This is a genomic window from Nocardioides sp. F233, assembly GCF_057813895.1.
This window is the reverse complement of sequence record NZ_JBVASH010000012.1, coordinates 19,377-45,279: the sequence shown is the minus strand read 5'-3', so window position 1 is coordinate 45,279 and position 25,903 is coordinate 19,377. Positions and strand designations below refer to the sequence as shown.

Genomic DNA, 25,903 nt, shown 5'->3' with positions numbered 1-25,903 from the left:
AGACACCATCACCGAACCGTCACCACAACGGCAGCGGGTCACCGAAGCGAAGAGTCACGACCACAGCAGCAGAACCAAGGCCACCCTGCCAGCCAACCTCAGGCCGGCCACGAAAACCCTCACAGCGGAGCGAGCGCCCAACTTACAGAGCCTCTCCAGCCGCTCCTGAGGTGCGCTGCAGGACACGGAGGGAGCCGGTGACGGCGACCTCCGTGTACTGGCCGCTTGCCAGGGCGGGCAGGTAGATCTGCTCGTACGGTGGCCGCCCGCCGTCCGCGGGGTCGGGGAAGACGTCGTGGATGGCGAGGTAGCCGCCCGCCTCGACCCAGTGCGCCCAGCCGGCGAAGTCGGCGCGGGCCGGCTCCTCGCCGTGCCCGCCGTCGATGAACAGCAGCGAGAGCGGCGTGCGCCAGTGGGCGGCGACGGTCGTGGACTGGCCGACGACCGCGACGACGTGGTCCTCGAGGCCGGCGCGGGCGATGTTCTTGCGGAACTGCCCGAGCGTGTCCATCAGCCCGAGCTCGGGGTCCACGACGCTGGCGTCGTGGTGCTCCCAGCCGGCCTGGTTCTCCTCGGAGCCGCGGTGGTGGTCGACGGTGAACACGACGGCGGTCTCGCCCGTCGTGGCCGTGACCTGCTGTGCGGCTGCGCCCAGGTAGATCCCGGACTTGCCGCAGTACGTGCCGACCTCGAGCGCGGGCCCGTGGGGGAGTCGCTCGAGCGCGATCCGGTGGAGCAGGGCGCCCTCGTCCTCGGGCATGAAGCCCTTCGCGGCGCGGGCGTGGTCCAGCAGGTCGGACGGCATGGTGTCGGTCACCCGTGCACTCTAGTAGAGTTAGAACGCGTTCTAGTTTTCGTACTGGCGGGAGAACATCAATGTCGATCGGCATCACCGACGAGCAGGTCGAGCTCGCCGACAGCCTGCGCAAGTGGGCCGCGAGCCTGTCCCCGCTGGAGGCCGTCCGCGCCGCCGAGGGCGACGTTGCTGCGGACTTCGCGCCGATCTGGGCTGCGATCGAGGAGATGGGCGTCCACTCGATCGCGGTCCCCGAGGCGGCCGGCGGTGGCGGCGGCACGGTGCTCGACCAGGCGGTCGCGATCGAGGCCTGCGCCCACGAGCTGCTGCCCGGCGGACTGCTCGGCGCCGCGATCGGCAGCACCCTGGCCGGAGCGCCCGGGCGGCACGGCGTCCAGCTCGACGACGACGGCGTCGTGTGGGACGGCGGTACGGCGGGCCGCGGCACGCCCGAGCCCGGCATCGATCTCTCGGCGCGACACGCCCGCGGCACCGGTCCCGGGCTCACCGACCCCGCCGCGCGGCGCACCGCGATCACGTTCGCTGCCGCCGAGGCGGCCGGCGTGACCCGGTGGTGCCTGGAGGCGGCGGTCGACTACGCCAAGGTCCGCGAGCAGTTCGGCCAGAAGATCGGCGCCTTCCAGGCGATCAAGCACCTGTGCGCCCAGATGCTGGAGACGGCCGAGGCCGTCACCGCGGCAGCCTGGGACGCGGCCGCGGCGGCCAACGGGGCCGACGAGGAGCAGTGGGCCTTCGCGGTCGACGTCGCCCACGTGACCTGCTTCGACGGTGCCGTCGAGGTCGCCAAGGCCTGCATCCAGGTCCTCGGTGGCATCGGCTTCACCTACGAGCACGACGCCCACCTCTACCTGCGCCGCGCGCTCACCCTGCGCGCCCTCGTCGGTTCGGCCGATGCCGCGGCCGAGCGGGTGACGGCGGCTGCCGTCACCGGAGTACGACGCCGCGTGGACGTCGACCTCGAGGGTCGCGACCTCGCGATCCGGCCGCAGGCTCGCGCCACTGCCGAGCGGATCGCTGCGCTTCCTGCGGCTGAGCAGCGGGCGGCGCTGGTGGACGCCGGCTACCTGACGCCGCACTGGCCCACACCCTACGGCCTCGGTGCCGACCCGACCACGCAGATCGTCATCGACCAGGAGCTCGGCCGCACGGGCGTCGTACGCCCGGACCTGGTGATCGCGGGCTGGGCCGTCCCGACCATCCTCGCCCACGGCACCGACGCGCAGCGCGAGCGGTTCGTGCGGCCCTCGCTGCTCGGCGAGCTGACCTGGTGCCAGCTGTTCTCGGAGCCCGGTTCCGGCTCCGACCTCGCCTCGCTGCGCACCCGCGCGGTGAAGGTCGACGGCGGTTGGTCGCTGACCGGCCAGAAGGTGTGGACCTCGGTCGCCGAGCGTGCCGACTGGGGCATCTGCCTGGCCCGCACCGACGCCGACGTCCCGCAGCACAGGGGCATCACGTACTTCCTCGTCGACATGCGCGCCTCCGGGATCGAGGTCCGTCCGCTGCGTGAGATCACCGGCGAGGCGCTGTTCAACGAGGTGTTCCTCGACGAGGTCTTCGTCCCCGACGAGTACGTCGTCGCTGAGCCCGGCGACGGCTGGAAGCTGGCCCGCACGACGCTCGCCAACGAGCGCGTCGCCATGGCCAGCGCCCGGCTCACCAAGAGCGTCGAGCGCGCCGTCGAGCTCGCCGCCTCCCGTGACCTCGGCCCGGTCGAGCGCGTCGAGGTCGGCCGCCAGGTGGCGCTGGCGACGGTCTGCGCCCTCCTCGGCGTCCGCACCACCCTGCGTGCCCTCGGGGGCCACGGCCCCGGTGCCGAGTCGAGCGTCGCCAAGCTGCTCGGCGTACGCAGCCGCCAGGACTCCTCCGAGCTCGTGGTCAAGCTCCAGGGCGACGACCTCGCCCTGCTCGGCACGATCGGCAAGGAGTCCGACGACCCGCTCGCGGCCGACGTCTGGGAGCAGCTCAACACCCGCTGCCTGTCCATCGCCGGCGGTACGACGCAGATCCTGCGCAACGTCGCGGGCGAGCGGATCCTCGGGCTGCCGCGCTAGGAGACGGGCGCGGCCCGCTCCCGCCGCCAGCCGTTCCAGTGCCAGTGCAGGAACCGGTCGGTCGCGCGCACCAGGTGCTGCGAGCGGATCGACGGGAAGATGTCGAAGGCGTGCTGGGCGCCGGGCAGCTCGGCGTAGGTCACCGTCCGCTTGGACGTCGACCGCAGCGTCTCGACGAACGCGCGCGCCTGACCGACGTCGACGAGCGTGTCGCGCGAGCCGTGGATGACGAAGAAGTCCGGTGCGTCGGCCGTGACCCGCACCAGCGGGCTGGCCTCCTCGAAGACCTCGCGCTGGGAGCGCGGCGACTTCTTGAACACGATCGGGGCGAGGAACTTGTCGCGCATCAGCTCGGCGGTGCGCAGCCCGCTCGCGCCGGCGAGGTCGTAGACGCCGTAGTAGGGGACCGCGGCCTGGACGCTGGTGTCGGCCGACTCGAAGCCCGGCTGGAACTCCGGCGCGTTCGGGGTGACTGCCGCGAGGGCCGTGAGGTGGCCGCCGGCGGAGCCGCCGGTGATCGCGATGTACGACGGGTCGCCGCCGAACTCCGCGATGTGCTCGCGGATCCACGCGATCGCGGCCTTCACGTCGACGATCTGCGCCGGCCACGGGTCGCGCGGCGCGAGCCGGTAGTTGATCGCCACGCAGACCCAGCCCTTGGCGGCCATGTGCTGCATGAGCGGCAGGCCCTGCTGGTCCTTGTTGCCGATCGTCCAGCCGCCGCCGTGGACCTGCAGCAGCACCGGCGCCCCGGCGGCCGGGGTCACCTCGGACGTGTAGACGTCGAGCACCCCCCGCCGGCCGTACGGCGCGAACGGGATGTCGCGGTGCACCTCGATCCCGGCCCGGCGGGCCGCCTTCCCGAACGCGAACGGGTTGGCCAGCCGCCGCCACGGGGTGGCGAGGTCGGCCGGGGTCGGGCGCGCGTCGAGCTGCTCGACGTACTCCACCCCGAGACCTTCGACGAGCGCGTTCTCGGCGTCGTCGACCGCCTGCCGGCTCTGCTTGATCAGGTACGCCAGGCCCGCGCCGGACAGACCGGCCAGGGCCAGGCCCCGCCAGTCGCGCCGCGAACCGGTCGCGTGTGCGGCGGCATCGGCGGCGGTCAGGCCGAGGACGTGCGGTGCGAGCTCACCGGTCAGCCATCCGGCGAAGAAGGCCGGGATGCCGGCGCGGAAGCCGGGGACGGGGCGGATGGCATTGGCGGTCAACGCCGCCGTGACGAGCTGGCGCCGTACGAATCCCATGACGCGAGAGTATCCGGCTCGTTGTGAGAAACTGGTACCCGTTCTAGTTTTCATGGGGGTCAGCAATGGATCGGCTGTCGGGACTGGATGCGAGCTTCCTCTACCTGGAGACGCCCGCTCAGCTCATGCACGTGTGCGCGGTGATGGTGCTCGACCCGGCGACGATGACGACGCCGTACACGTTCGCCGCGATGCAGCGCGAGATCGAGGTCCGCGTTCGCGACGTCCCGGGGTTCACCCGCAAGGTCCGCGGCGTGCCGCTCGGCCTCGACCACCCGGTGTGGGTGCGTGACAAGAACTTCGACATCGAGCGCCACGTGCACCGCCTCGCACTGCCGACGCCCGGCGGGTACGCCGAGCTGATGGACCTGTGCGCCCACCTCGCGTCGTTGCCGCTCGATCGCTCGCGCCCGCTGTGGGAGATGTGGGTCATCGAGGGCTACCGGCCCGAGGGGGACGACGGCGAGCCCGAGGACGAGAAGGTCGTCGTCTTCGCCAAGATGCACCACGCGACCGTCGACGGCGTCTCCGGCTCCAACCTGATCTCGCACCTGTGCTCGCTCGAGCCCGACTCGCCGCCGCTGGTGCCCGAGAACACCCCGCACCCGCGCGATCCCGGTCGTGGCGAGCTGCTCGGCCGCGCCGTCATCGGTACGGCGACCCGCCCGGTCACCCTGGTCAAGGTGCTCAAGCCCTCGGCCCAGCTGGTCACCAAGAGCATCGGCCGCGCCCGGCAGGGGACCGCCATGGCAGCGCCGTTCTCGGCCCCGCGGACCTCCTTCAACGGCACCATCACCTCGCACCGCTCGATCGCGATGGCCGACCTCGACCTCGAGGAGATCCGCCGGATCAAGAAGGTCACCGGCACCACGGTCAACGACGTCGTGCTCGCCGTCTCCGGCGGCGCGCTGCGGGCCTACCTCGTGGAGCGCGACGAGCTGCCCGAGTCCTCGCTGCTGGCCACCGTCCCGGTGAGCGTGCGCGACAGCTCGCGCCGCTCGACCGGCGCCAACAAGGTCTCCGCGCTGTTCACCAAGCTCGGCACCGACATCGACGACCCGCTGGAGCGGCTGCGGATGCTGGCCGAGCGCAACCAGCACGCCAAGGAGCACCACAACGCGATCAGCGCCGACGCGCTGCAGGACTGGGCGGAGTTCGCGGCGCCCCGGACCTTCGGGCTCGCCGTGCGCGCCTACGCCAACCTGCGTCTCGCCGAGAAGCACCCGGTCGTGCACAACCTGGTCATCTCGAACGTGCCCGGCCCGCCGGTCCCGCTCTACTTCATGGGCGCCCGGATCGACGCGCTGTGCCCCCTCGGCCCGGTCTTCCACGGCGCCGGCCTCAACGTGACCGTGATGTCGAACGCCGGCCAGATGCATGTCGGCGCGATCGCCTGCCGCGAGTCGATGCCCGACACCGACGCGCTCGTGCGGCACTTCCCGGCCGAGCTGGCCCGGCTCACGGCTGCGGTCGACGGAAGTCCCGACGCCGCGCGTTGACGGTCGCGGCCGCCTCGACGAAGCGCGGCACGAACTTCCCGGCGCCGAGCACGCAGCCCGCGTGCCCGTCGTCGACCTCGTGCACGGTGGCGCCCGGGATGGCCCGGGCCAGCGCCAGCTGGCGCGGGGTCGGGATGACCCGGTCGCGCATCATCGCGACCACCGCGGTCGGTACGTCGATCCGCGAGAGCCACGGTCGCGAGTGGTGCTGGCCGAGTGCGGCGAGCGCCTGCCCGACGGCCCACGGGCTGGTGGAGCGGAACTCGCGCAGCGCCCACTCGTGCAGGTCGGAGACCTCGAGGTCGACGCCGCGGGCGGCGGCGCGGGCGGCGCGGACCGCCGTACGGGACCGCGACACGCCGCGCAGCGCGACCATCGTGGAGCCCATGCCGAGGAAGAAGCCGCGCTCGGCGGCGGTGAGCTGGAAGCGGTCGGTGGTCGCGCCGAGCACCAGGCCGTGCACGAGCGAGGGGTGCTGACGCCACACCCGCTGGGCGACGATCGAGCCCATCGAGTACCCGCCGACGATCACGTCCTGCAGGTCGAGCACGTCGATCAACGCGGCGACGTCGTCGGCGCAGTCGACCAGGCTGAACTCCTCGCTCTGGATGCCACGCCCGTGCCAGCGCTGGTCGAGCGTCACGACCCGGAAGCGCCGGGACAGCGGCTCGATCGCGGGGAACCAGGTCAGCAGGCCGGTCGTGCCGAGCGCGTGCAGCAGCACGATGGTCGGCGACTCCGGGTGCGGTCCCGGCGTGTCGGTCACGTACGTCGACCCGCCGCGCCCCGGGAGCTCGACCATCCGTCCGGACGGGATCCGGGTCGGCGGCAGCTCCACGCGCCGGCGCGCGACGTCGATCAGTGAGACGGCACCCATGCGGGCCAGACTAGAACACGTTACAGTTTCCCTGTGGATGCAGAGGCGATCAACGCAGTTCGTGCCGTCGTCGGCGAGGTGCTCGAGCGAGACTCCGACGCCCGGGACTGGGCGGCCTGGGCCGGAGCCGGACTGACCTCGCTGCCCGTTCCCGAGGAGCAGGGTGGCGAAGGACTGGGGCTCGCGGAGGTCGCCGTCCTGCTGCGCGAGACAGGCCGGGCCGCCGTTCAGGTGCCCGTCTGGGAGACGCTGTGCTGCGGCGCGCTCACCCTGGCCGACCACGGCACCGACGCACAGCGCAAGGAGCTGCTCCCGGGCATCGCTGCCGGAGAGGTCGTCGTGACGCCCGCGCTGCGCGGCGAGGCGACGTACGCCGACGGCGTGGTCAGCGGCCGCAAGCTCGCCGTCACCTTCGCCGAGCAGGCCGCCCGCCTCCTCGTGGTCGCGCGCGACGGGGACGACGAGCTCGTCGTACTGGTCGACCCCGCCGGTCCCGGCGTCACCCTGCTGCCCGCGAGCGCGTCCAGCGCCAGCCCCCAGCACACCGTCGTCCTCGACGGCGCGCCCGCCGAGCCGCTCGCGGACGGTGCCGCCGCACGCCTGCGCGACCTGGCCCGCGCGGGCCTCGCCGTCACCGCGGCCGGCGTGCTCGCCGGCGCCCGCGACCTGACGGCCGACTACGTCAAGGGCCGTCAGCAGTTCGGCCGCGCGCTCGCCGAGTTCCAGGCCGTCTCCCTGCAGATGGCCGATGTCTACGTCGCCTCGCGCACCCTCGACCTGGCCGCCGACAACGCCGTGTGGCGCGTCGCGGAGGGCCTGCCTGCCGAGGACGACCTCGCGGTCGCCGGCTACTGGGTGAGCCAGGTGGCGCCGTACGCCTTCCGCACCTGCCACCACCTGCACGGCGGCATGGGCGTCGACATCACCTACCCGCTCGTCGCGCTGACGACGTGGGGCACCGACCTCGCCCACGCGCTCGACACGACCGCGGCCGACGTCCCGGTCGAGGGCGCCGGCGCCAAGAACCTCGAGCTCACCGACGACCAGCGCGCCCTCAAGGCGCGGCTGCGCGACTACTTCGGCGGCGTCGCGGCCGAGTTCGACGGCATCCACGACCCCGACCCGGTCGAGGGCGCCTGGAACCGGCACGGACCGACGTACGAGCGGATGATCCGCCGGCTCGGCACCGACGGCTGGATGGGCGTCGGCTGGCCGAAGGAGTACGGCGGCCACGGACTCGGCGAGGTCGAGCAGACGATCTTCGCCAACGAGGCGCAGTACGCCGACGTGCACCTGCCGTCGGTCACCCTGCAGACCGTCGGGCCGACGCTGATCAAGTACGGCACCGAGAAGCAGAAGGACCTCTTCCTGGAGCGCATCCTCAAGGGCGACGTGCACTTCGCGATCGGCTACAGCGAGCCCGACGCCGGCACCGACCTCGCGTCGCTGCGCACGACGGCCAAGAGGGACGGCGACCACTACGTCGTCAACGGCCAGAAGATGTGGACCACCGGCGGTCATCAGGCCGACTACCTGTGGCTCGCGGTCCGCACCGATCCGGACGCCCCGAAGCACAAGGGCATCTCGATCCTGATCGTGGACACCAAGGACCCCGGCTACAGCTGGACGCCGATCATCACGGCCGACGGCTCCCACCACGTCAACGCCACGTACTTCAACGACGTCCGGGTCCCCGTCGACATGCTGGTCGGCGAGGAGAACCAGGGCTGGAAGCTGATCACCACGCAGCTCAACCACGAGCGGGTCATGCTCGGCCCCGCCGGCCGGATCGAGGGCCTGCGCGACCGGGTCGTGCGCTGGGCCGGGGCGGCCGGCGTGCTCGACCGCTCCGACGTGCGGGACGTGCTGGGACGGGCCACCGCGGTGTTCCGGATCAACGAGCTGCTCAACTGGGAGGTCGCCCGCGCGGCGGCCGCCGGCGAGATCAAGGTGGCCGACGCGTCCTCGTCGAAGGTGTTCGCCTCCGACCAGGTGCAGCACCTGCTCGCCGACCTCATCTCGCTCGTGTACCGCCACGGTGACGCGGGGGACACGGAGACGAAGGACGTGCTCGACTACCTCGACGCGCAGGCCAAGCGGAACCTCGTGCTCACCTTCGGTGGCGGGGTCCAGGAGGTCCAGCGCGAGCTGATCTCGATGTTCGGCCTCGGCCTGCCGCGGGTGCCGCGATGAGCGCCGAGCTGGTGGATGCCGCCGTCCACGAGAAGGTGATGGCCGAGGCCGAGCGGATCAAGGGCTGGGGCGAGGCCGCCGAGCGGGTCGCCCGCGACGAGGTCAACCAGCCGACGATCAACAACTGGCTGGAGGCGATGGGCGTCGACAACCCGCGCTTCAAGGCGGGCGAGGCGCCGCCGTCGATGGCCCAGGTGTGGACGATGTACGGCCTCGGCGGCAAGCCGTCCGAGGACGACCCCCTGCACTCGATGATGCGGGTGCTCACCGACGCCGGCTTCACCGCCGTGCTCGGCACCAACTGCGAGCAGTCCTACGACCGCTACCTGACGGTGGGGGAGAAGGTGCGCGTCACCACCGCGCTCGACTCCGTCGTCGGCCCCAAGGCCACCGGGATGGGCGTCGGGTACTTCGTGACCTCGCGCAACACCTGGTACGTCGGAGACGAGCGGGTCGCGACCATGCTCTTCCGGGTCCTCAAGTTCATCCCGCGCGCGAAGGCGGACGCGTGAGCGGCCCCGTTCGCCCGGTCGTCAACCGGGACAACGCCTACTTCTTCGAGGGTACGGCGGCGGGTGAGCTGCGCATCCAGAAGTGCAACGCCTGCGGCGTGCTGCGCCACCCGCCCGGTCCGGCCTGCCCGGACTGCGGTGCGTTCGACCGGGGCTACGTCGTCGCCGCCGGCACCGGCACCGTGTTCTCCTACCTGGTCCACCACGCCCCGCAGGTGCCCGGCAAGGAGCTGCCGCTGGTCATCGCGCTGCTCGACCTCGACGAGGGCGTGCGGATGGTGGCCGAGATGACCGGTCCCGTCGAGATCGGCGACCGTGCGAGCGTCGGCTGGAACGTGGTCGACGACGACCTGACCCTCCCGATCTGGACGAAGGTGGACCGATGAGCGCCGTGCTGAAGGTGGGGGACCGGCTTCCCGAGTGGAGCCTGCCCATCACGCCGACCCTCGTGGTCTCGACCGCGATCGCGACCCGCGACTTCCAGGACGTCCACCACGACCGCGACATCGCGCAGGGAGCCGGCTCGAAGGACATCTTCGTCAACATCCTCACCTCGACGGCGCTCTGCGAGCGCTACGTGACCGACTGGGCCGGCCCCGACGTGCAGATCCGGGGCATCGCGATCCGGCTCGGCGCCCCGGCGTACCCCTATGACACGTTCACCTTCTCCGGCGAGGTCACCTCCGTCGAGGACGGTGTCGCCACGATCAAGGTGGTCGGCGCGGTATCGCTCGGCGACCACGTCATCGGAACCGTGACGGTGGCCGCATGAGCGAGCGCACCCTCTCCGGCAAGGCCGCCATCGCCGGCATCGGCGCGACCGAGTTCTCCAAGGAGTCCGGCCGCTCCGAGCTCCAGCTCTCGGTCGAGGCCGTGCGCCACGCCCTGGCCGACTGCGGCCTCACGCCCGCCGACGTCGACGGCCTGGTCACCTTCACGATGGACACCTCGTCCGAGATCGCGGTGGCCCGCGAGCTCGGCATCCCCGAGCTGCGCTTCTTCAGCCGGATCAACTACGGAGGCGGCGCGGCCTGCGCCACCGTCCAGCAGGCCGCGATGGCCGTCGCCACCGGTGTCGCCGACGTGGTCGTCGCCTACCGCGGCTTCAACGAGCGCTCCGGCGACCGGTTCGGCCAGGTCTCCAACTGGGCCGCCGCGCAGGTCAACACCAACGGCCTCGACAATGCCTGGACCTACCCGCTCGGCCTGTCCACGCCGGCCGCCACGGTCGCCATGCAAGCCCGCCGCTACATGCACGAGTACGGCGCCACCTCGGCCGACTTCGGTCGCGTCGCCGTCGCCGACCGCAGGCACGCCGCCACGAACCCGGCCGCGTTCTTCTACGGCAAGCCGATCACCCTCGAGGACCACCAGGCCTCCCGGATGATCGCCGACCCGCTGCACCTGCTCGACTGCTGCCAGGAGTCCGACGGCGCGGTCGCCCTCGTCATCGTCTCGGCGGAGCGGGCCAAGGACCTCGCCCAGCGGCCGGCGTACATCGCCGCCGCCGCGCAGGGCTCGGGCAAGGACCAGTTCGTGATGACGTCCTACTACCGCGACGACATCGGCATCCCCGAGATCGGCGTCGTGGGCCGCGAGCTGTGGAAGCAGTCCGGGCTCACTCCGGCCGACATGCCGATGGCGGTGCTCTACGACCACTTCACGCCGTACGTCCTCATGCAGCTCGAGGAGCTCGGCTTCTGCGGACGCGGAGAGGCCAAGGACTTCGTGCAGGACGGCGCCATCGAGGTCGGCGGCCGGCTGCCCATCAACACCCACGGCGGGCAGCTCGGCGAGGCCTACATCCACGGCATGAACGGCGTCGCCGAGGGTGTGCGCCAGATCCGCGGCACCTCGGTCAACCCGGTCGCCGACGCCCACCACGTGCTGGTCACCGCCGGCACCGGTGTGCCGACGAGCGGGCTGATCCTCTCGGCCTGATCCGGGACTAGGCCTCCTCGACCCAGACGTTGTCGTGCTCGCGCATGAACGCGTCGTACTCCTCCGGCGTCCACTCCTCACCCCGGGCCAACCGGTCGAGACCCTCGAAGTAGGGCTCGCGCGGCGCACCCGGTGCGAAGTGCAGCAGCATCGACGCCGGGGCGCCGGACTCGTTGCGGAAGCCGTGGATGCCGCCGGGCGGCACGTGCAGGAAGTCGCCGGGGCGCGCGGTCATCCACTCGGTGCCGGTGTGGATCCGGACCTCGCCCTCGAGGACGTAGAAGGACTCGGAGATGCTGCGGTGGAAGTGGGGGCTCGGGCCGCTGACCGCCTCGGAGAACTCCCACCGGTAGAGCCCGAACAGCCCGCCGGTCGCCTCGCCGCGCGCGAGGTGGTGGACCCGGTTGCCGTTGGGGTAGACCAGGTCGGGGCCGTCGGAGTTGGGGCGGACCCAGGCCGAGACCTCGCCATCGCCGTCGTACAGGGGTGGGGGATACGACATGCGGCGACGCTACCCACGCCTCCCAGTGAGCGGACCCACAGCCCGCGGCGTGTCGTGATGTGCCACCATGGGTCCCAAGAGCTCGCGTGCTCTGGGGTCGGTGAGAATCCGAACCGGCGGTGACAGTCCGCGACCCGATCGCAGCCAGTGATCGGTTGATCAGGTGGAACTCCTGGACCGACGGTCAAAGTCCGGATGGGAAGTGCACGCACGAGTGTCCGACGGACGCCCCGCTGTGGGCGCCCGCCGTACGCCAGGCAAGCCCCGGAGTCCGCGTCCAGGACGACGAGAGGCGGTGGCCGGTGGCGGAGACGTTCACCCGTGAGTACGACGCGATGCGTCGTGCGCTCGCACTGGCAGTGACCCCCGGGGTGCCGTTGCACCCCAACCCGCGGGTGGGCTGCGTGCTGCTCGGTCCCGACGGCAGCATCGTCGGGGAGGGCTACCACCACGGCGCCGGTACGCCGCACGCCGAGGTCGAGGCGCTGAAGGTCGCCGGCGAGCGGGCCCGCGGCGCGACCGCGATCGTGACGCTGGAGCCGTGCAACCACACCGGCCGCACCGGACCCTGCTCGCAGGCGCTGATCGCCGCCGGCGTCGCCCGCGTGGTCATCGCGCAGCGCGATCCCAACCCGCAGGCCGCGGGCGGCATGGAGACGTTGCTGGAGGCGGGCATCGAGGTCGACGCCGGCCTGCTCGCCGACGAGGCTGCCGAGGTCAACCGGTCCTGGACGTTCGCCCACCGCAACGGCCGGCCGTTCGTGACGTGGAAGTTCGCCACCACCCTCGACGGGCGCAGCGCCGCCGCCGATGGCACGTCCCGGTGGGTCTCCTCACCGGCCGCCCGCCGCGACACCCACCTGCTGCGCGGTCTGTGCGACACGATGCTCGTCGGGACCAACACCGTCGAGGTCGACGACCCGCAGCTCACCGTCCGCGGCGACGACGACCAGCCGGTCGGCGAGCAGCCGCTGCGCGTCGTGATGGGGGAGCGCGACCTCGCCGAGGACCGCCGCGTCCTCGATGACGCCGCACCCACGGTGCACCTGCGCACCCGCGACCCCGAGCAGGCCCTGCGCACCCTGTACGCCGACCACGACCGCCACCACGTCTTCCTCGAGGGTGGGCCGACCCTGGCCGCCGCCTTCCTGCACGCGGGGCTGGTCGACGAGGTCGTCACGTACGTCGCCCCGATGCTGCTCGGCACCGGCCGCTCCGCCGTCGGGGACCTCGGAATCGGGACCATCGCCGACGCGTTGCACCTGCGGCTCGTCGACACGACCGTGGTCGGCGAGGGCGCCGACGCCAACGTGCGCATGATCATGAGGCCCACCACGGCCAGGAACAAGGAAGGAACCGCCTGATGTTCACCGGCATCGTCGAGGAGCTCGGTACCGTCACCGCCGTCGAGGACCAGGGGGACGCCATCCGGCTCACCATCGCCTCCGACGTGACGCTGTCCGACGCCGGCCTCGGTGACTCGATCGCCGTCAACGGCTGCTGCCTGACGGTCGCCGAGCGCACCGACACGACCTGGACCGCCGACGTGATGGCTGAGACGCTCGCCAAGACCAGCATCGGCAGCCTGACCGCTGGCGACCGGGTCAACCTCGAGCGCGCGGTCACCGCCGAGAAGCGGTTGGGCGGCCACGTCGTGCAGGGCCACGTCGACGCCGTCGGCGAGGTCGTGGCCCGCACCCCCAGCGAGCACTGGGAGATCGTCGAGATCAAGATGCCCGACGAGCTCGGCCGCTACCTCGTCGACAAGGGCTCGATCACCGTCGACGGCACCTCGCTCACCGTCGTCGAGGCCGGCGACCACACCTTCACCGTCAGCCTGATCCCCGAGACCCTGGCCCGTACGACGCTCGGCTTCCGCGCCGTCGGCGACCAGGTCAACCTCGAGGTCGACGTCATCGCCAAGCACGTGGAGAAGCTCGTCCGTGCCTACACCAGCACCAGCAGCAAGGAGAACTGACATGTCGGTGCGACTGGACCCCGTCGAGCGCGCGATCGCCGACATCGCCGCGGGCAAGGCCGTCGTCGTCGTCGACGACGAGGACCGCGAGAACGAGGGCGACATCATCTTCGCCGCCAGCAAGGCGACGCCGGAGCTGATGGCCTTCACGATCCGCTACTCCAGCGGCGTCATCTGCGCCCCGATGCCCGGCGCCATGCTGGACCGGCTCGAGATCCCGCTGATGACTCCGCACAACAAGGACGCCTACCGCACGGCGTACACCATCTCGGTCGACGCCCGCGACGGCGTCAGCACCGGCATCTCCGCCGCTGACCGCGCCCACACCGTGCGCGTGCTCGCCGACTCCGCGACCGAGCCGTGGGAGCTGACCCGCCCGGGCCACGTGTTCCCGCTGCGCTACCGCGAGGGCGGCGTGCTGGTCCGCCGCGGCCACACCGAGGCCGCCGTCGACCTGTGCCGTCTCGCCGGCCTGACCCCGACCGGTGTGCTGGTCGAGGTCGTCAACGACGACGGCACGATGAAGCGCGCCCCCGAGCTGCGTGCGTTCGCCGACGAGCACGGCCTGGCGATGATCTCGATCGAGGACCTGGTCCGCTACCGCCGCCGCGTCGAGACGCACGTGGTGCGTGAGGCCGAGACCAGCCTGCCGACCAGCCACGGCGACTTCACCGCCATCGGCTACACGATCACCGTCGACGGCAGCGAGCACGTCGCTCTCGTGTACGGCGACCCGGCCACCCTCGCCGAGGGCGGCCCGGTGCTCACCCGGGTGCACTCGGAGTGCCTGACCGGAGACGTGTTCGGCTCCAGCCGCTGCGACTGCGGCCCCCAGCTCAACGAGGCGATGGACCGCATCGTCGAGGAGGGCCGCGGCGTGGTCGTCTACCTGCGTGGCCACGAGGGCCGGGGGATCGGCCTGGTCGCCAAGCTGCAGGCCTACCAGCTGCAGGACGGCGGCCGCGACACCGTCGACGCCAACCTCGACCTCGGCCTGCCCGCCGACGCCCGCCACTACGGCGCGGCCACGCAGGTCCTCAAGGACCTCGGCGTCTCCGACGTGCGGCTGCTGACCAACAACCCCGACAAGGTCACCTCGCTCGAGGACTACGGCATCACCGTCACCGAGCGGGTCCCGCTCACGCCCCACCCCAACGGGCACAACCTGGCCTACCTCGTCACCAAGCGCGACCGGATGGGCCACGACCTGCCCGACCTCGACCTCGAAGGAGTCAACTGACATGGCCGGACACGGCGCCCCCGACATCGCCCCCACCGACTGCCACGACCTGCGGGTCGCGGTCGTCGCGGCGAGCTGGCACACCGAGGTCATGGACGGCCTGATCGCCGGTGCCCAGCGGGCGTTCGCCGACCACAGGATCGAGGCGCCCGTCGTCGTCCGGGTCCCCGGCACCTTCGAGCTGCCGGTCACCGCGGCGGCCCTCGCGCCGTCGTACGACGCCGTGATCGCGCTCGGCGTGGTCATCCGCGGTGGCACGCCGCACTTCGAGTACGTCTGCAGCGCCGCCACCGACGGCCTCACCCGGGTCTCGCTCGACCACCACACCCCGATCGGCTTCGGCGTGCTCACCTGCGACGACGAGGCCCAGGCGCTGGACCGCGCCGGGCTCGAGGGATCCCGCGAGGACAAGGGCTACGAGGCCGCCTCGGCCGCGCTGCAGACCGCGGCCACGCTGAAGAAGATCCGCTCGCGCGGTTACACGGGCTGAGACCGGCCACGGTCGGCCTGCGGCCACGCCGTAGGCTGACCTCCCGTGAAGACGTTCGACGAGCTGTTCGCAGAGCTCAGCGAGAAGGCACAGACGCGGCCCGAGGGATCCGGCACGGTCCGGCAGCTCGACGCCGGCGTCCATGCGATCGGCAAGAAGCTGATCGAGGAGGCCGCTGAGTCCTGGATGGCCGCCGAGCACGAGGGCAAGGACGCCACGGCGCTGGAGATCAGCCAGCTGCTCTACCACGCCCAGGTCCTCATGATCGCGAGCGGTCTCTCGCTCGACGACGTCTACGCACACCTCTGAGGTAACACACATGCTCAAGATCGCCGTCCCCAACAAGGGGGCCCTGTCCGAGGCTGCCTCCGGCATGCTCCGCGAGGCCGGCTACGCCCAGCGCTCGGACTCCAAGCAGCTCACCAAGATCGACCCCGACAACGAGGTCGAGTTCTTCTACCTGCGCCCGCGGGACATTGCGCTGTACGTCGGCGAGGGCACCCTCGACGCCGGCATCACCGGCCGCGACCTGCTCCTCGACTCGCACTCGACGGCCGCCGAGTCGCTCCAGCTCGGCTTCGGCCGCTCGAAGTTCCGCTTCGCGGCGCGTCCCGGCACTGCCGAGAAGGTCGAGGACCTGGCGGGCATGCGGATCGCGACGTCGTACGACGGCGTGGTCAAGCGCTACCTCGCCGAGCGCGGCATCGAGGCATCGGTCGTCCGCCTCGACGGCGCGGTCGAGACCAGCATCCAGCTCGGTGTGGCCGACGTGATCGCCGACGTCGTGGAGACCGGCTCCACCCTGCGCGCAGCGGGCCTGGAGGTCTTCGGCGACGTCATCCTCGAGTCCGAGGGCGTGATGATCACCCGCGAGGGCGCCGACGCGAGCGCGCTCGAGGTCTTCACCCGGCGCCTGCAGGGCGTCCTGGTCGCCCGCGCCTACGTGATGATGGACTACGACATCCGCGCCGAGAAGGTCGAGCAGGCGATCGCCCTGACCCCCGGCATCGAGAGCCCCACGGTCAGCCCGCTTCATCGCGAGGGCTGGGTCGCGGTCCGCTCGATGGTGCAGCGGGCCAGCGCCCAGCGGGTGATGGACGAGCTGTTCGCCCTCGGCGCCCGCGCGATCCTCACCACCGACATCCACGCCTGCCGGCTCTGACGATGTCGTCCGACGTGCCCACGTTGCCGCGGACCTGGCGGCCGTTCGGTCCCCGGATGGCCGCCGCGGTCTTCGCGGTGGTCCTCGTGGGTGCCTTCGCCTGGCTCTGGGTGAACTTCGACGACCAGACGAAGGCCGCCGTCAACAACCTGGAGAAGGCGACCGTCATCTTCTTCATCCTGCTCGGCCTGGCGCTGCTCAACGCGCTGGCCCGGTCCCGGGTCGTCGCCCGCGAGGACGGGCTCACCGTCGTCAACGGCTACCGCACCCGGCGCTTCGCGTGGGGCGAGGTCGGCACCGTCCGGTTCCCGCAGGGCGCACCGTGGCCGCACCTCGACCTCGGTGACGACGAGCGGGTCTCCCTGCTCGGCATCCACGCCTCCGACGGCACGCGTGCTGCCACGGCGATCCGCGAGCTGCGTGCGGTCGTGGCGGCCCACCAGGGCTAGAGGGCCCGGATCCCCCACGAGGCGGCGTACGACGCCCCGGGCGCCAGCACCACCAGGTCGTCACCGGAGTTGAACGCGTCCGGGGGAGCGGTCATCGGCTCGACCGCGACGCTCACCCGTGGGGTCGGGGTGTCGTCGCCGGTGTAGACCTGCAGCCACCGGTGGTTCTCGTCGACCCACAGCGCCACGCCGGTGTCGCCGGACAGCAGCGTCACCGTCGCCCGGCCGTCGGCGCCGCGGGCCAGGTCGGTGACCGCGTGGTTGAGCACGGTGCCGCCCAGCGGTGAGGTGACCAGTCCGTCGGCCGAGGCCCGGCCGGTGGGCAGCAGCCGCTCCGGATCCACCTCCAGCACCGTCGCCGCGTCGAGCTCGATCGTCCACCCGTCGCACGGCCCCGGCCCAGCCAGCAGGTACGGGTGGGCTCCCGACGCGTACGGCGCCGCCGTCGTCGCCAGGTTCGTCGCCGCCTGCGTCACGGTCAGCCCGTCCGGGCCCAGCGCATAGGTCGTCGTCAGCGCCAGCGCCCACGGGTAGCCCGTCTGCGCGGGCAGGAAGTACGACAGCTCGACCCGGTCCTCGGCCGCGGACACGGGCGTCCACGACACCCACCGCACCAGCCCGTGCGAGGCAATGCCCCGCTTCGGCTCGGTCAGCGCGAGCTGCTGCGTCGACCCGTCGAACGTGTAGCGCCCGTCCCGGATCCGGTTCGGCCACGGCACCAGCAGCTGCCCCCGCCCACCCGACGGCATCGCGTCCTGCGCGAAGCCGTCGACGAGCTCGCGGCCGTCGTACGTCAGCGACCGCAGCGCACCGCTGCCCTGCGTGACCACGGCGCGGTAGCCGTGGGAGGAGAGGACGTGCTGCTCGCCGGTGGGTGCGGTCACGCGGCCGAGCCTAGAGGGAGTAGTACGCCTTCAGGCTCAGGGCGTGCTCCACGCCCAGCCCCGCGATGCGGCGAGCGAGCTCGGGGCTGACGTCGACGACCAGCTCCCCGGACGCCGGTACGACGACCGGCCCAGCCACCGGCAGCACCTCCGTCGCCTGCTGGGACTCGCCCTCCCGCGGGTCGTTCCAGGCGATGCTCACGACGCGGACACTCAGGGGCACGGCCTCGGGATTGCGCAGCGCGACCTGGCTGAACCCGGCGGGGTAGTCGAGCTCGTCCCCGTTCTCGTCGAGGGGGACGGCCTCGACGTCGCCCACGACGGCCGCGAAGTCGACCTCCTTGACGTGGAGGCCGGACAGGCGGACGTCACGGACCTCGGCGCGACGCGGCCCCGTGAACATGAGGAAGTCGATGTTGGCGCCCGGGAGGACCACCAGGCCGCCTCGTTCGGTGCCGTAGACGCTCGTCGCCTCGACACCCGGGATCCGGCTGCCGGTCGCGTCGAGGGGGACGATCCGACCGGTCAGCACGACCGCGCTGTCCCGCGAGTTGTCGATGGTCAACGACTGGTCGATGAGGCCGGACCCGCCGATGCGCTCGTAGGTGAAGGTGATCGGCCGGTTCAGGACGTCCACGCCGGCTGGGGGACCCGCGTCGCGCTCGGCCGGCCCGCCGGCGCACCCGGACACCAGGAGGAGGGCGAGCAGGGCGGTCGCAGCGCGCAGCACGGGGAGCATCCCGGCACCCTGCCACGCCCGCGGCCGGTCCGTCGGGCACTCGCTCAGGTCCGCACGACCAGGTCCGCCCGCTCCCGCGTTCCCTCCCGTGCGTGCAGCGCCTCCTCGTCGGCCAGCCACGCGTCCCAGTGCGGCCGCATCTCCTCGCCGTCGCGCTCCAGCCACCGCGTCAGCCGTAGGTCGAGGTCCGCCTCGACCCACACGGTCAGCGTCACCAGGGACGCGTACGACGCAGCGGCGCTCCCCACCCCCTCGAGGACGAGCAGCGGGCCGGGCGCAACGACGAAGGTCCCGTCCCACGCGTCGTCGTACCAGTCCCACCGTCGCCAGCGCCCGGGCTGACCGGCGGCGAGAGGAAGCAGCAGTCCCTCCACGGAAGCGCCGAGGCCCGGCAGCCCGCGCCAGCCCTCGAGCATCTCGTCCGTGCCGAGCACGACCGCCTCCGGTGCCAGCGACGCAAGCCCGCGGGCCAGGGTCGTCTTGCCCGAGCCCGCGAGCCCGTCGATGCAGATCAGCCGCCCCGCGCCGAGCGTCGGCGGCCGCGACAGGGCGGCGGCGAGGACGTCAGAAGGCGAGGCCGTGGCCACGGTAGGTCGGGACCTCCTCGACGAACCGCTCGCCCTGCAGGAGCAGTGCGGTGCGGCCGTGCTCGAACGGCTCGCCGGACTTCGCGTGCCGGAACCAGACCAGGTCGCCGATCGCGAGCCGCCCTGCGTTGGTGCCGACCAGCGGGGTCTGCACCTCGCCGGCGCCCTCGAGTCCGGTCAGGCTCAACCCGGCCGGTGCCCACGGCGTCGGTGCCCGGTCGGCGCCGGTCGGGCCCGAGGCGATCAGGCCGCCGCCGTGCACCGTCGCCACGTCCGCCGAGGGCCGACGGGTGACGGGCAGGCCGAAGAAGGCGGCCGGGGTGGGGGAGAAGGACTCGTAGTGGTCGAACAGCGTGGGCGCCAACAGGCCCGAGCCGGCGGTCACCTCGGTGACGACCGGGTCGGCGGCCGACGACTCGATCGACCCCGAGCCACCGGCGTTCCAGAACTCGAGACCGGCGAACTCGCCGTACCCCTTGAGCGCGTCGAGCGCCTCGATCATCGCCGTACGACGCACGTTCAGCTGCGCGATGGAGAGCTGCTTGAGCTTGCGCACGATCGCCGACCTCGCCCGCTGGTGCGGCACCGCGTCCGGTACGCCGGCCACCTGGCCCTCGTAGGTCATCACCCCGACCAGCTGGAAGCCGGGCCGGTCGATCACGGCCCGGGCGAGCGAGGCGACCGCGCCGACGTCGTACAGGGGGGAGCGCTTCGGGCCCACCGCCTGTCCGCCCCAGCGCAGCCCGGCGTCGATGTCGAGCGCCACCCGCACCGGCACCGCGGTCGAGGCCCGCAGACTGTCGACGAGGTCGAGCTGGGCGGGGTCATCGACCATGATCGTGATCCGCGCGGCCGCCCGTGGCGAGGCGACGAGCGCAGACAGGGCAGCCCGGTCGACGCTCGGGTAGGCGACCACGATGTCGTCGCAGACGTCCTCGTCAGCCAGCCACAGCGCCTCGGCGAGCGTGTAGGCGAGCACCCCGGCGAAGCCGTCGGCCGCCAGCGCCCGGCCCACCAGCGCCGGCACCCGGATCGACTTCGACGCAACCCGGATCGGCGTACCACCGGCCCGGCGGGCCAGGTCGGCCGCGTTCGCGTCGAACGCGTCGAGGTCGACGACGAACACCGGGGTGGACAGGGGCTCGCGCCAGGCAGCGACTGCCTCGCGCAGGCGCGCAGCGAGCTTGTTGCGCGCGATCGACGACTGGTGCTGCATCTCGTCATCGTTCCACGGGTGGGATGATTCGCTGGTGACCGCATCGCCGAACGAGCGCCCCGACGCCCGCCGCCTGCAGGGCTCGGAGTACGTCGACGACGACGGCAGCGCCGATGCCGCCCTGGCCGGGGCGCTGGAGGCGCACGAGGCCGGCACGGCGTCGTACCCCGAGGTGCTCGCGGCCCTCGCCCCGTCCCGCCTGGTCGTCCCGGTCGTCGCGATCCTCGGTGAGGCCGAGGTCGGCGAGGACGGCCTGGCCCGCGACAAGTCGAGCGACATGGCCGCCGTGCTGCTCACCGGCGCCGACGGCCGGCTCGCGCTACTCGCGTTCACCGACCTCGCTGCCCTGGCCGCCTGGGACCCGCAGGCCCGGCCGGTCCCGGTCGCCGCGAACCTCGCTGCCGCGACCGCCGTCCAGGAGGGCGCGCACGCGCTCGTGGTCGACGTCGCCGGCCCGCACACCTTCGTCCTCGCCGACGACGACCTGCACCGGATCGCCTCCGGCTGGACCCCCGTCCGGCTCGAGGACGGCGACTGGGCCTGGCTGGGCTCCGCGGATTAGCACCGCGCGGAACAAACGGGATAGCATCGGGCGTTGACCTATCCGTCATGCCTGCGCACGCAGGTGGTGGCAGATCCACAAGCGGGGACCAGCATCATCGTCTCCCACCCGCAACGGCCGCCAGGTCGTCGGGTCCGGTCCGTGGAAAGCCCTGCCGGGGCCGTCGTACGACGACACCGGGGTCACGGGGCCCATGACTGGCTTCCGCTTGTACCAGCGGGAGCCTCTTCTCATTTGCAGGGCTGAAGACCTCCCGACACACCTAGTTTGGAGGACACATCAGCACCGAGCTGCGCATCAACGAGCGGATCCGGGTTCCCGAGGTCCGTCTCGTGGGACCCAACGGCGAGACCGTCGGCATCGTCCCCACCGACCAGGCCCTCAAGCTCGCGCAGGAGGCCGACCTGGACCTGGTGGAGATCGCCCCGATGGGCAAGCCCCCCGTCTGCAAGCTCATGGACTACGGGAAGTTCAAGTACGAGAACGCCCAGAAGGCCCGTGAGGCGCGACGGAACCAGACCAACGTCATCATCAAGGAGATGAAGCTCCGGCCGAAGATCGACGCGCACGACTACGAGACCAAGAAGGGTCACGTCGTTCGCTTCCTCAAGGCCGGCGACAAGGTCAAGATCACGATCATGTTCCGCGGCCGCGAGCAGCACCGCCCCGAGCTGGGCTACCGGCTGCTGCAGAAGCTGGCCGAGGACGTCCAGGAGCTGGGCTTCGTCGAGTCCAACCCCAAGCAGGACGGCCGCAACATGGTCATGGTGCTGGGCCCGCACAAGAAGAAGGCCGAGGCCAAGCTCGAGGTGAAGGCCGCGAAGCAGGAAGCTGCTGCCGAGCGCGCCGCCGAGCAGGCCGCCGAGCACGCCGAGCGGACCGCGGTGCAGCCCTCGACCATCAAGAAGGCCAAGCGCGCCAACGAGGCCCTCGACCCCGACATCGACCTGTAAGACGAACGAAGAGACAGAGCGGACACAGCAGATGCCCAAGAACAAGACGCACTCCGGCGCCAGCAAGCGGTTCAAGGTGACCGGCAGCGGCAAGATCCTTCGCGAGAAGGCCGGCAAGCGACACAACCTCGAGAAGAAGGCCTCCAAGGTCACCCGTCGCCTCACCGGCACGGTCGAGGTCGCCAAGAACGACGTCCCGCGCGCGAAGAAGATGCTCGGTCTCTGACCGGCCGTCCGCCCCTGAACCTGAGCAACAAGGAGTAACAAGATGGCACGCGTCAAGCGCGCAGTGAACGCGGCGAAGAAGCGTCGTACCACCCTCGACCGGGCCAGCGGCTACCGCGGCCAGCGCTCGCGGCTGTACCGCAAGGCCAAGGAGCAGGTCACCCACTCGCTGGTCTACAGCTACAACGACCGCAAGAAGAACAAGGGCAACTTCCGTCGCCTGTGGATCCAGCGCATCAACGCCGCTGCCCGCGCCGAGGGTCTGACCTACAACCGCTTCATCCAGGGCCTCAACCTGGCCGGCATCGAGGTCGACCGCAAGATCCTCGCCGACCTCGCCGTCAACGACGCCCCCGCCTTCGCGGCGCTCGTCGCGCAGGCCAAGGCCGCGCTGCCCGAGGACGTCAACGCGCCCAAGGTCTCCGCCTGAGCATGACTCCTCTGACCGCGGGCAACACTCGCGTCAAGGAAGCACGCAAGCTGCACCGCCGTCCGGAGCGATCCGGGCGGCGGTGTTTCCTTGCTGACGGCCCGAAGGCCGTCGAGGGCGCTCTCGGCGCCGGGGTGGTCGTCGAGGTCTTCGCCACCGCCGACGCCGCCCACCAGTACGCCGGCCTGCTCGCCGACGCCCCCGTCACCCTGGTCGACGACCGCGCCATGGGCGGCCTCAGCGACAGCGTCAACCCGGCCGGCCTCGTCGCCGTGTGCCGGTTCCTCGACGTCGACTGGGACTCGGTGGTTGAGGTGCGAGCGCCAGCGAGCCTCGAAACCCCGCGGCTGCTGTCGATCTGCGCCGACGTGCGCGACCCGGGCAACGCCGGCACGGTCATCCGCACCAGCGACGCCGCGGGTGCCGACGCGGTCGTCCTCGCCGGCGACTCGGTCGACCCCTACAACCCGAAGACGGTCCGGGCCACCGTGGGCAGCCTGTTCCACCTCCCGGTCGTCGTCGAGCGCGACCCCGCGGCCGCCGTACGACGGGCACAGGCGGCCGGGCTCACCGTGCTCGCCGCCGACGGCGGGGGAGAGGTCGACCTGTTCGCCGCCGACGAGCTGCTCGCGCGGCCGACGGCGTGGCTGTTCGGCAACGAGGCCTGGGGCCTGCCCGAGGAGCTCGCTTCGCTGGCCGACCACCGCGTCAGCATCCCGATCCTCGGCGGCGCCGAGTCCCTCAATCTCGCCACGGCCGCGGCGGTCTGCCTCTACGCGTCGGCGCGCGCACAGCGCTCGCTCTGAACGTCCCCGATCGAGGCCTGCCGACTGTCGGCGGCTGGTGCCATGCTTCGGACATGAGCACTCTCGACAGCGACCCACGTCGCTGGAAGGCACTGGGCGTCCTCGGACTGATCCAGTTCATGCTGATCCTCGACGTCACCGTCGTGAACGTCGCGCTCCCGAGCATCAAGGTCGACCTCGACATGTCGGAGGCCAGCCTGGCCTGGGTCGTCGAGGCCTACGTCCTGGCCGCCGGCGGCCTGCTGCTGCTCGGCGGCCGGCTCGCCGACCTCGTCGGCCGGCGGGCCATGTTCCTGGGAGGCGTCGCGCTGTTCGGCCTGGCGTCGATCACCTGCGGCTTCGCGCAGTCCGGCCTGATGATCGACATCTCCCGGTTCGTGCAGGGCATGGGCGAGGCGATGGCGGCGCCGGCCTCGCTCGGCATCATCGCCGTGCTGTTCACCGACCCGGCCGAGCGGATCAAGGCCCTCGGCCTGTTCGGCGGTCTCGCCGGCCTCGGCGGCACGTCGGGCACCGTGATCTCCGGCTTCATCACCCACGTCGACTGGCGCTGGATCTTCTTCATCAACGTGCCGGTCGCGGTCATCGCGCTGCTCCTCGTCCCGCGCCTGGTCGACGAGAGCAAGTCCGCCCAGGCCCACCGGCCCGACTTCCTCGGCGCGATCACCGGCACGTCCGCCCTGCTCGCGGTCGTCTACGGCCTGCTCCGTGCGGCCGACCACCCGTGGGGATCGGCAGGCGTCCTGGTCCCGATCATCGGAGGCGTCGCGCTGGTCGGCCTGATGGTGCTCATCGAGGCGCGCTCGAGCGACCCGCTGATCCCGCTGTCCTTCTTCAGCAACCGCACCCGGGTGGTGACCAACGTCGTCACCCTCTTCTTCGCCACCGCGTTCTTCTCCTACTTCTTCCTGCTCACCCTCGTCGAGCAGCAGATCCTGGGGTGGAGCTCGATCAAGAGCGGCCTGTCCTACCTGCCGTTCGGCCTGTGCATCGGAGCCGGCATCGGGATCGGCACGGCACTCATGCCCCGCCTCGGCGTGAAGCGGCTGCTCGCGGCCGGCTTCCTCCTCGACGCGGTCGGCATGGCCCTGGCCTCCATGATCGGGTCCGGGACGAGCTACGCGACCCATATCCTTCCGGGCATGGTGCTGCTCGCGTTCGGGTCCGGGCTCAGCTTCCCGGCGATCGGCAACGCCGCCCTGCACGGCGTGACCGGTGAGGACTCCTCCCTGGCCTCCGGCATCCAGCAGGCCGTCCAGCAGATCGGCGGCGCCCTCGGCCTCGCGACGCTGGCCAGCATCGCGGTCAAGTACGCCGCCAACCACCAGGGCGACCTGCCCGGCGGCACCCAGATCACCTACTGGATCGGTGCGGTCTCGCTCGCGGTCGGCGGTCTCCTCGTGCTGGCGCTGATGGAGCACGTCGACGCGGTGCCCCGCAACCCGATGGCCGAGGCACTGGGCCCCGCCGACGCGACCCCCGAGCCCGCCTGAGCCCGGCCGTGGACCTCGACCCCCTCGACCTCCTGCCGGACGGCGTCGTCCTCGCCGGCGCCGACGGCACAGTGAGTGCGGTCAACGCGGTCGCGGCCGCGATGCTCGGTGTCGATCCGTCGGCTGCCGTCGGCCGCCCGTTCGCCGAGGTGCTGGCGCTCGCCGACCACGACGCGCAGACCTGGGCCGACGCGAACGCGCCGTACCGCGGGCTCTCGACGCGCAGCGGCATCCCCGAGCAGTCCTGGCTGCTGCCCGACGGCACCGAGGTGCTGGTCACCGCCCGCCTGCACCGCGAGGTGCGCAACGGCCCGGTCACCGCCGTGGCCGTCGACCTGCGCTCCGGCCGGGGGCGGGCCCGCCTCGACCGCGACCGCTCGGACCTCGTCGCCACCCTGGCGCACGAGCTGCGCTCGCCGCTCACCGGCGTCAAGGGCTTCGTGCAGGCCCTCCTCAACCGCTGGGACAAGCTCAGCGACGAGCAGAAGCGGCTCATGCTCACCACGGCGAGTGCTGACGCCGACCGGCTGAGCAGGCTGATCACCGAGCTGCTCGACGTCGCGCGGATCGACACCGGCCGGCTCCAGCTGCACCGGCGCCCCACGGACCTCGGGCACAAGACCGAGCTGGTGCACCAGTCGATCACGGTGGTCACCTCGACCCCGATCGAGCTCGAGGTGGAGCCGGACCTGCCGCCTGTCGACGCCGACCCCGACAAGGTGATGCAGGTGCTCACCAATGTCGTCGAGAACGCCGTGCGCCACGGCAGCGGCACCGTCCGTGTCCACGTCGGCCGGTGGGGCGAGGACGACGACCACGTCGCCGTCACCGTCACCGACGAGGGCAACGGCATCGCCCCGGAGCTGCGCCAGCGGATCTTCACCAAGTTCTGGACCGAGGGCACCGGAGGCGGCTCGGGCCTCGGCCTCTACATCGTGCGCGGCCTGGTCCGTGCCCACGGCGGCACCATCGTCGTCGACGACCGGCCCGGGGGCGGCGCGCGGATCGTCACGACCTGGCCGGTCGCACGGACCGTGGCAGCATGACCCC

At 71.9% G+C, this 25,903-nt stretch carries 29 protein-coding genes and 1 riboswitch; of the genes, 21 read left to right on the top strand and 8 right to left on the bottom strand.

Going from position 1 to position 25,903, the window contains the following annotated elements; all coding sequences use genetic code 11:
• Window positions 1-142: 142 nt before the first annotated feature.
• Window positions 143-817: a class I SAM-dependent methyltransferase gene (locus tag ACZYRU_RS26830; protein WP_488960164.1), complete on the bottom strand. Its 675-nt coding sequence runs from the start codon at window positions 815-817 to the stop codon at window positions 143-145.
• 59 nt (window positions 818-876) lie between these two features.
• Here ACZYRU_RS26830 and ACZYRU_RS26825 point away from each other — a divergent pair, with 59 nt between their 5' ends.
• The gene (locus ACZYRU_RS26825) at window positions 877-2,868 is read left to right on the top strand and encodes an acyl-CoA dehydrogenase family protein (RefSeq protein WP_488960163.1); all 1,992 of its coding nucleotides are present in this window, start codon (window positions 877-879) and stop codon (window positions 2,866-2,868) included.
• On the opposite strand, the gene ACZYRU_RS26820 is transcribed toward ACZYRU_RS26825, so the two are convergent.
• Window positions 2,865-4,115, bottom strand: a complete 1,251-nt coding sequence (locus ACZYRU_RS26820; protein ID WP_488960162.1) for an alpha/beta hydrolase fold domain-containing protein — start codon at window positions 4,113-4,115, stop codon at window positions 2,865-2,867. The two genes, ACZYRU_RS26825 and ACZYRU_RS26820, sit on opposite strands and share 4 nt — an antisense overlap.
• Before the next feature lie 65 nt (window positions 4,116-4,180).
• Between ACZYRU_RS26820 and ACZYRU_RS26815 the strand changes: the two genes are divergently transcribed.
• On the top strand, window positions 4,181-5,614 hold the full coding sequence (locus ACZYRU_RS26815) for a WS/DGAT/MGAT family O-acyltransferase (protein ID WP_488960161.1): 1,434 nt from the start codon (window positions 4,181-4,183) through the stop codon (window positions 5,612-5,614).
• Here ACZYRU_RS26815 and ACZYRU_RS26810 read toward each other — a convergent pair.
• On the bottom strand, window positions 5,574-6,491 hold the full coding sequence (locus ACZYRU_RS26810) for an alpha/beta fold hydrolase (protein ID WP_488960160.1): 918 nt from the start codon (window positions 6,489-6,491) through the stop codon (window positions 5,574-5,576). The two genes, ACZYRU_RS26815 and ACZYRU_RS26810, sit on opposite strands and share 41 nt — an antisense overlap.
• A gap of 33 nt (window positions 6,492-6,524) precedes the next feature.
• Here ACZYRU_RS26810 and ACZYRU_RS26805 point away from each other — a divergent pair, with 33 nt between their 5' ends.
• The 5 genes from ACZYRU_RS26805 to ACZYRU_RS26785 are packed head-to-tail and all read left to right on the top strand — an operon-like array spanning window position 6,525 to window position 11,137.
• A complete protein-coding gene (locus ACZYRU_RS26805) occupies window positions 6,525-8,684 on the top strand; it encodes an acyl-CoA dehydrogenase family protein (protein WP_488960159.1) in 2,160 nt (719 codons plus the stop codon).
• Window positions 8,681-9,196, top strand: coding sequence for an FAS1-like dehydratase domain-containing protein (locus ACZYRU_RS26800; protein ID WP_488960158.1), 516 nt, complete (start codon window positions 8,681-8,683; stop codon window positions 9,194-9,196). Before ACZYRU_RS26805 ends, ACZYRU_RS26800 begins: the two co-directional genes overlap by 4 nt.
• Window positions 9,193-9,582 (top strand): Zn-ribbon domain-containing OB-fold protein, encoded by a 390-nt coding sequence (locus ACZYRU_RS26795; RefSeq protein WP_488960157.1) that lies wholly within the window; start codon window positions 9,193-9,195, stop codon window positions 9,580-9,582. Before ACZYRU_RS26800 ends, ACZYRU_RS26795 begins: the two co-directional genes overlap by 4 nt.
• Window positions 9,579-9,968 (top strand): MaoC family dehydratase, encoded by a 390-nt coding sequence (locus ACZYRU_RS26790; protein WP_488960156.1) that lies wholly within the window; start codon window positions 9,579-9,581, stop codon window positions 9,966-9,968. Before ACZYRU_RS26795 ends, ACZYRU_RS26790 begins: the two co-directional genes overlap by 4 nt.
• Window positions 9,965-11,137 (top strand): lipid-transfer protein, encoded by a 1,173-nt coding sequence (locus ACZYRU_RS26785; RefSeq protein WP_488960155.1) that lies wholly within the window; start codon window positions 9,965-9,967, stop codon window positions 11,135-11,137. Before ACZYRU_RS26790 ends, ACZYRU_RS26785 begins: the two co-directional genes overlap by 4 nt.
• A gap of 7 nt (window positions 11,138-11,144) precedes the next feature.
• Here ACZYRU_RS26785 and ACZYRU_RS26780 read toward each other — a convergent pair whose 3' ends face one another.
• Window positions 11,145-11,639 (bottom strand): cupin domain-containing protein, encoded by a 495-nt coding sequence (locus ACZYRU_RS26780; protein ID WP_488960154.1) that lies wholly within the window; start codon window positions 11,637-11,639, stop codon window positions 11,145-11,147.
• Window positions 11,640-11,721: 82 nt separating this feature from the next.
• Window positions 11,722-11,851: riboswitch (FMN riboswitch) on the top strand.
• 123 nt (window positions 11,852-11,974) lie between these two features.
• Here ACZYRU_RS26780 and ribD point away from each other — a divergent pair.
• Genes ribD through ACZYRU_RS26745 form a run of 7 tightly spaced genes read left to right on the top strand, consistent with a single transcriptional unit; the run spans window position 11,975 to window position 16,958 of the window.
• Window positions 11,975-13,003: a bifunctional diaminohydroxyphosphoribosylaminopyrimidine deaminase/5-amino-6-(5-phosphoribosylamino)uracil reductase RibD gene (ribD, locus tag ACZYRU_RS26775; protein ID WP_488960166.1), complete on the top strand. Its 1,029-nt coding sequence runs from the start codon at window positions 11,975-11,977 to the stop codon at window positions 13,001-13,003.
• A complete protein-coding gene (locus tag ACZYRU_RS26770) occupies window positions 13,003-13,617 on the top strand; it encodes a riboflavin synthase (RefSeq protein WP_488960153.1) in 615 nt (204 codons plus the stop codon). Before ribD ends, ACZYRU_RS26770 begins: the two co-directional genes overlap by 1 nt.
• 1 nt (window position 13,618) lies before the next feature.
• Window positions 13,619-14,857 carry a bifunctional 3,4-dihydroxy-2-butanone-4-phosphate synthase/GTP cyclohydrolase II gene (locus ACZYRU_RS26765; protein WP_488960152.1) on the top strand — a complete coding sequence of 413 codons (1,239 nt, stop codon included), beginning with the start codon at window positions 13,619-13,621 and terminating at the stop codon, window positions 14,855-14,857.
• Window position 14,858: 1 nt separating this feature from the next.
• The gene (gene ribH / locus ACZYRU_RS26760; protein ID WP_488960151.1) at window positions 14,859-15,347 is read left to right on the top strand and encodes a 6,7-dimethyl-8-ribityllumazine synthase; all 489 of its coding nucleotides are present in this window, start codon (window positions 14,859-14,861) and stop codon (window positions 15,345-15,347) included.
• Between the two features lie 45 nt (window positions 15,348-15,392).
• A complete protein-coding gene (locus ACZYRU_RS26755; protein WP_141798548.1) occupies window positions 15,393-15,656 on the top strand; it encodes a phosphoribosyl-ATP diphosphatase in 264 nt (87 codons plus the stop codon).
• 10 nt (window positions 15,657-15,666) lie between these two features.
• Entirely contained in the window at window positions 15,667-16,509 is an 843-nt protein-coding gene (gene hisG / locus ACZYRU_RS26750; protein WP_488960150.1) for an ATP phosphoribosyltransferase, read from the top strand.
• Between the two features lie 14 nt (window positions 16,510-16,523).
• Window positions 16,524-16,958, top strand: a complete 435-nt coding sequence (locus tag ACZYRU_RS26745; protein WP_488960149.1) for a PH domain-containing protein — start codon at window positions 16,524-16,526, stop codon at window positions 16,956-16,958.
• On the opposite strand, the gene ACZYRU_RS26740 is transcribed toward ACZYRU_RS26745, so the two are convergent.
• From ACZYRU_RS26740 to ACZYRU_RS26725, 4 genes are read right to left on the bottom strand one after another with little or no spacing between them, the layout of a single operon-like run.
• Entirely contained in the window at window positions 16,955-17,842 is an 888-nt protein-coding gene (locus ACZYRU_RS26740) for an aldose 1-epimerase family protein (protein ID WP_488960148.1), read from the bottom strand. The genes ACZYRU_RS26745 and ACZYRU_RS26740 overlap by 4 nt on opposite strands.
• A 10-nt stretch (window positions 17,843-17,852) precedes the next feature.
• Window positions 17,853-18,581: a hypothetical protein gene (locus ACZYRU_RS26735; RefSeq protein ID WP_488960147.1), complete on the bottom strand. Its 729-nt coding sequence runs from the start codon at window positions 18,579-18,581 to the stop codon at window positions 17,853-17,855.
• Window positions 18,582-18,625: 44 nt separating this feature from the next.
• Complete coding sequence (locus ACZYRU_RS26730; protein ID WP_488960146.1) at window positions 18,626-19,168, bottom strand: uridine kinase family protein; 543 nt, start codon at window positions 19,166-19,168, stop codon at window positions 18,626-18,628.
• On the bottom strand, window positions 19,146-20,384 hold the full coding sequence (locus ACZYRU_RS26725) for an amino acid deaminase/aldolase (protein ID WP_488960145.1): 1,239 nt from the start codon (window positions 20,382-20,384) through the stop codon (window positions 19,146-19,148). The genes ACZYRU_RS26730 and ACZYRU_RS26725 overlap by 23 nt, the downstream gene beginning before the upstream one ends.
• A gap of 34 nt (window positions 20,385-20,418) precedes the next feature.
• Between ACZYRU_RS26725 and ACZYRU_RS26720 the strand changes: the two genes are divergently transcribed.
• From ACZYRU_RS26720 to ACZYRU_RS26690, 7 genes are all read left to right on the top strand, one after another.
• Window positions 20,419-20,946, top strand: a complete 528-nt coding sequence (locus ACZYRU_RS26720; protein WP_488960144.1) for an SseB family protein — start codon at window positions 20,419-20,421, stop codon at window positions 20,944-20,946.
• Between the two features lie 278 nt (window positions 20,947-21,224).
• Complete coding sequence (gene infC, locus ACZYRU_RS26715) at window positions 21,225-21,899, top strand: translation initiation factor IF-3 (RefSeq protein ID WP_488960165.1); 675 nt, start codon at window positions 21,225-21,227, stop codon at window positions 21,897-21,899.
• 31 nt (window positions 21,900-21,930) lie between these two features.
• Window positions 21,931-22,125 carry a 50S ribosomal protein L35 gene (rpmI, locus tag ACZYRU_RS26710; RefSeq protein WP_028654205.1) on the top strand — a complete coding sequence of 65 codons (195 nt, stop codon included), beginning with the start codon at window positions 21,931-21,933 and terminating at the stop codon, window positions 22,123-22,125.
• 42 nt (window positions 22,126-22,167) lie between these two features.
• Window positions 22,168-22,554 (top strand): 50S ribosomal protein L20, encoded by a 387-nt coding sequence (gene rplT / locus ACZYRU_RS26705; RefSeq protein ID WP_141798554.1) that lies wholly within the window; start codon window positions 22,168-22,170, stop codon window positions 22,552-22,554.
• Window positions 22,555-22,556: 2 nt separating this feature from the next.
• Complete coding sequence (locus ACZYRU_RS26700; protein WP_488960143.1) at window positions 22,557-23,360, top strand: TrmH family RNA methyltransferase; 804 nt, start codon at window positions 22,557-22,559, stop codon at window positions 23,358-23,360.
• A 53-nt stretch (window positions 23,361-23,413) separates the two neighbouring features.
• Window positions 23,414-24,853 carry an MFS transporter gene (locus ACZYRU_RS26695; protein WP_488960142.1) on the top strand — a complete coding sequence of 480 codons (1,440 nt, stop codon included), beginning with the start codon at window positions 23,414-23,416 and terminating at the stop codon, window positions 24,851-24,853.
• A gap of 8 nt (window positions 24,854-24,861) precedes the next feature.
• Window positions 24,862-25,899: a sensor histidine kinase gene (locus ACZYRU_RS26690; protein ID WP_488960141.1), complete on the top strand. Its 1,038-nt coding sequence runs from the start codon at window positions 24,862-24,864 to the stop codon at window positions 25,897-25,899.
• The last annotated feature ends 4 nt before the right edge of the window (window positions 25,900-25,903 follow it).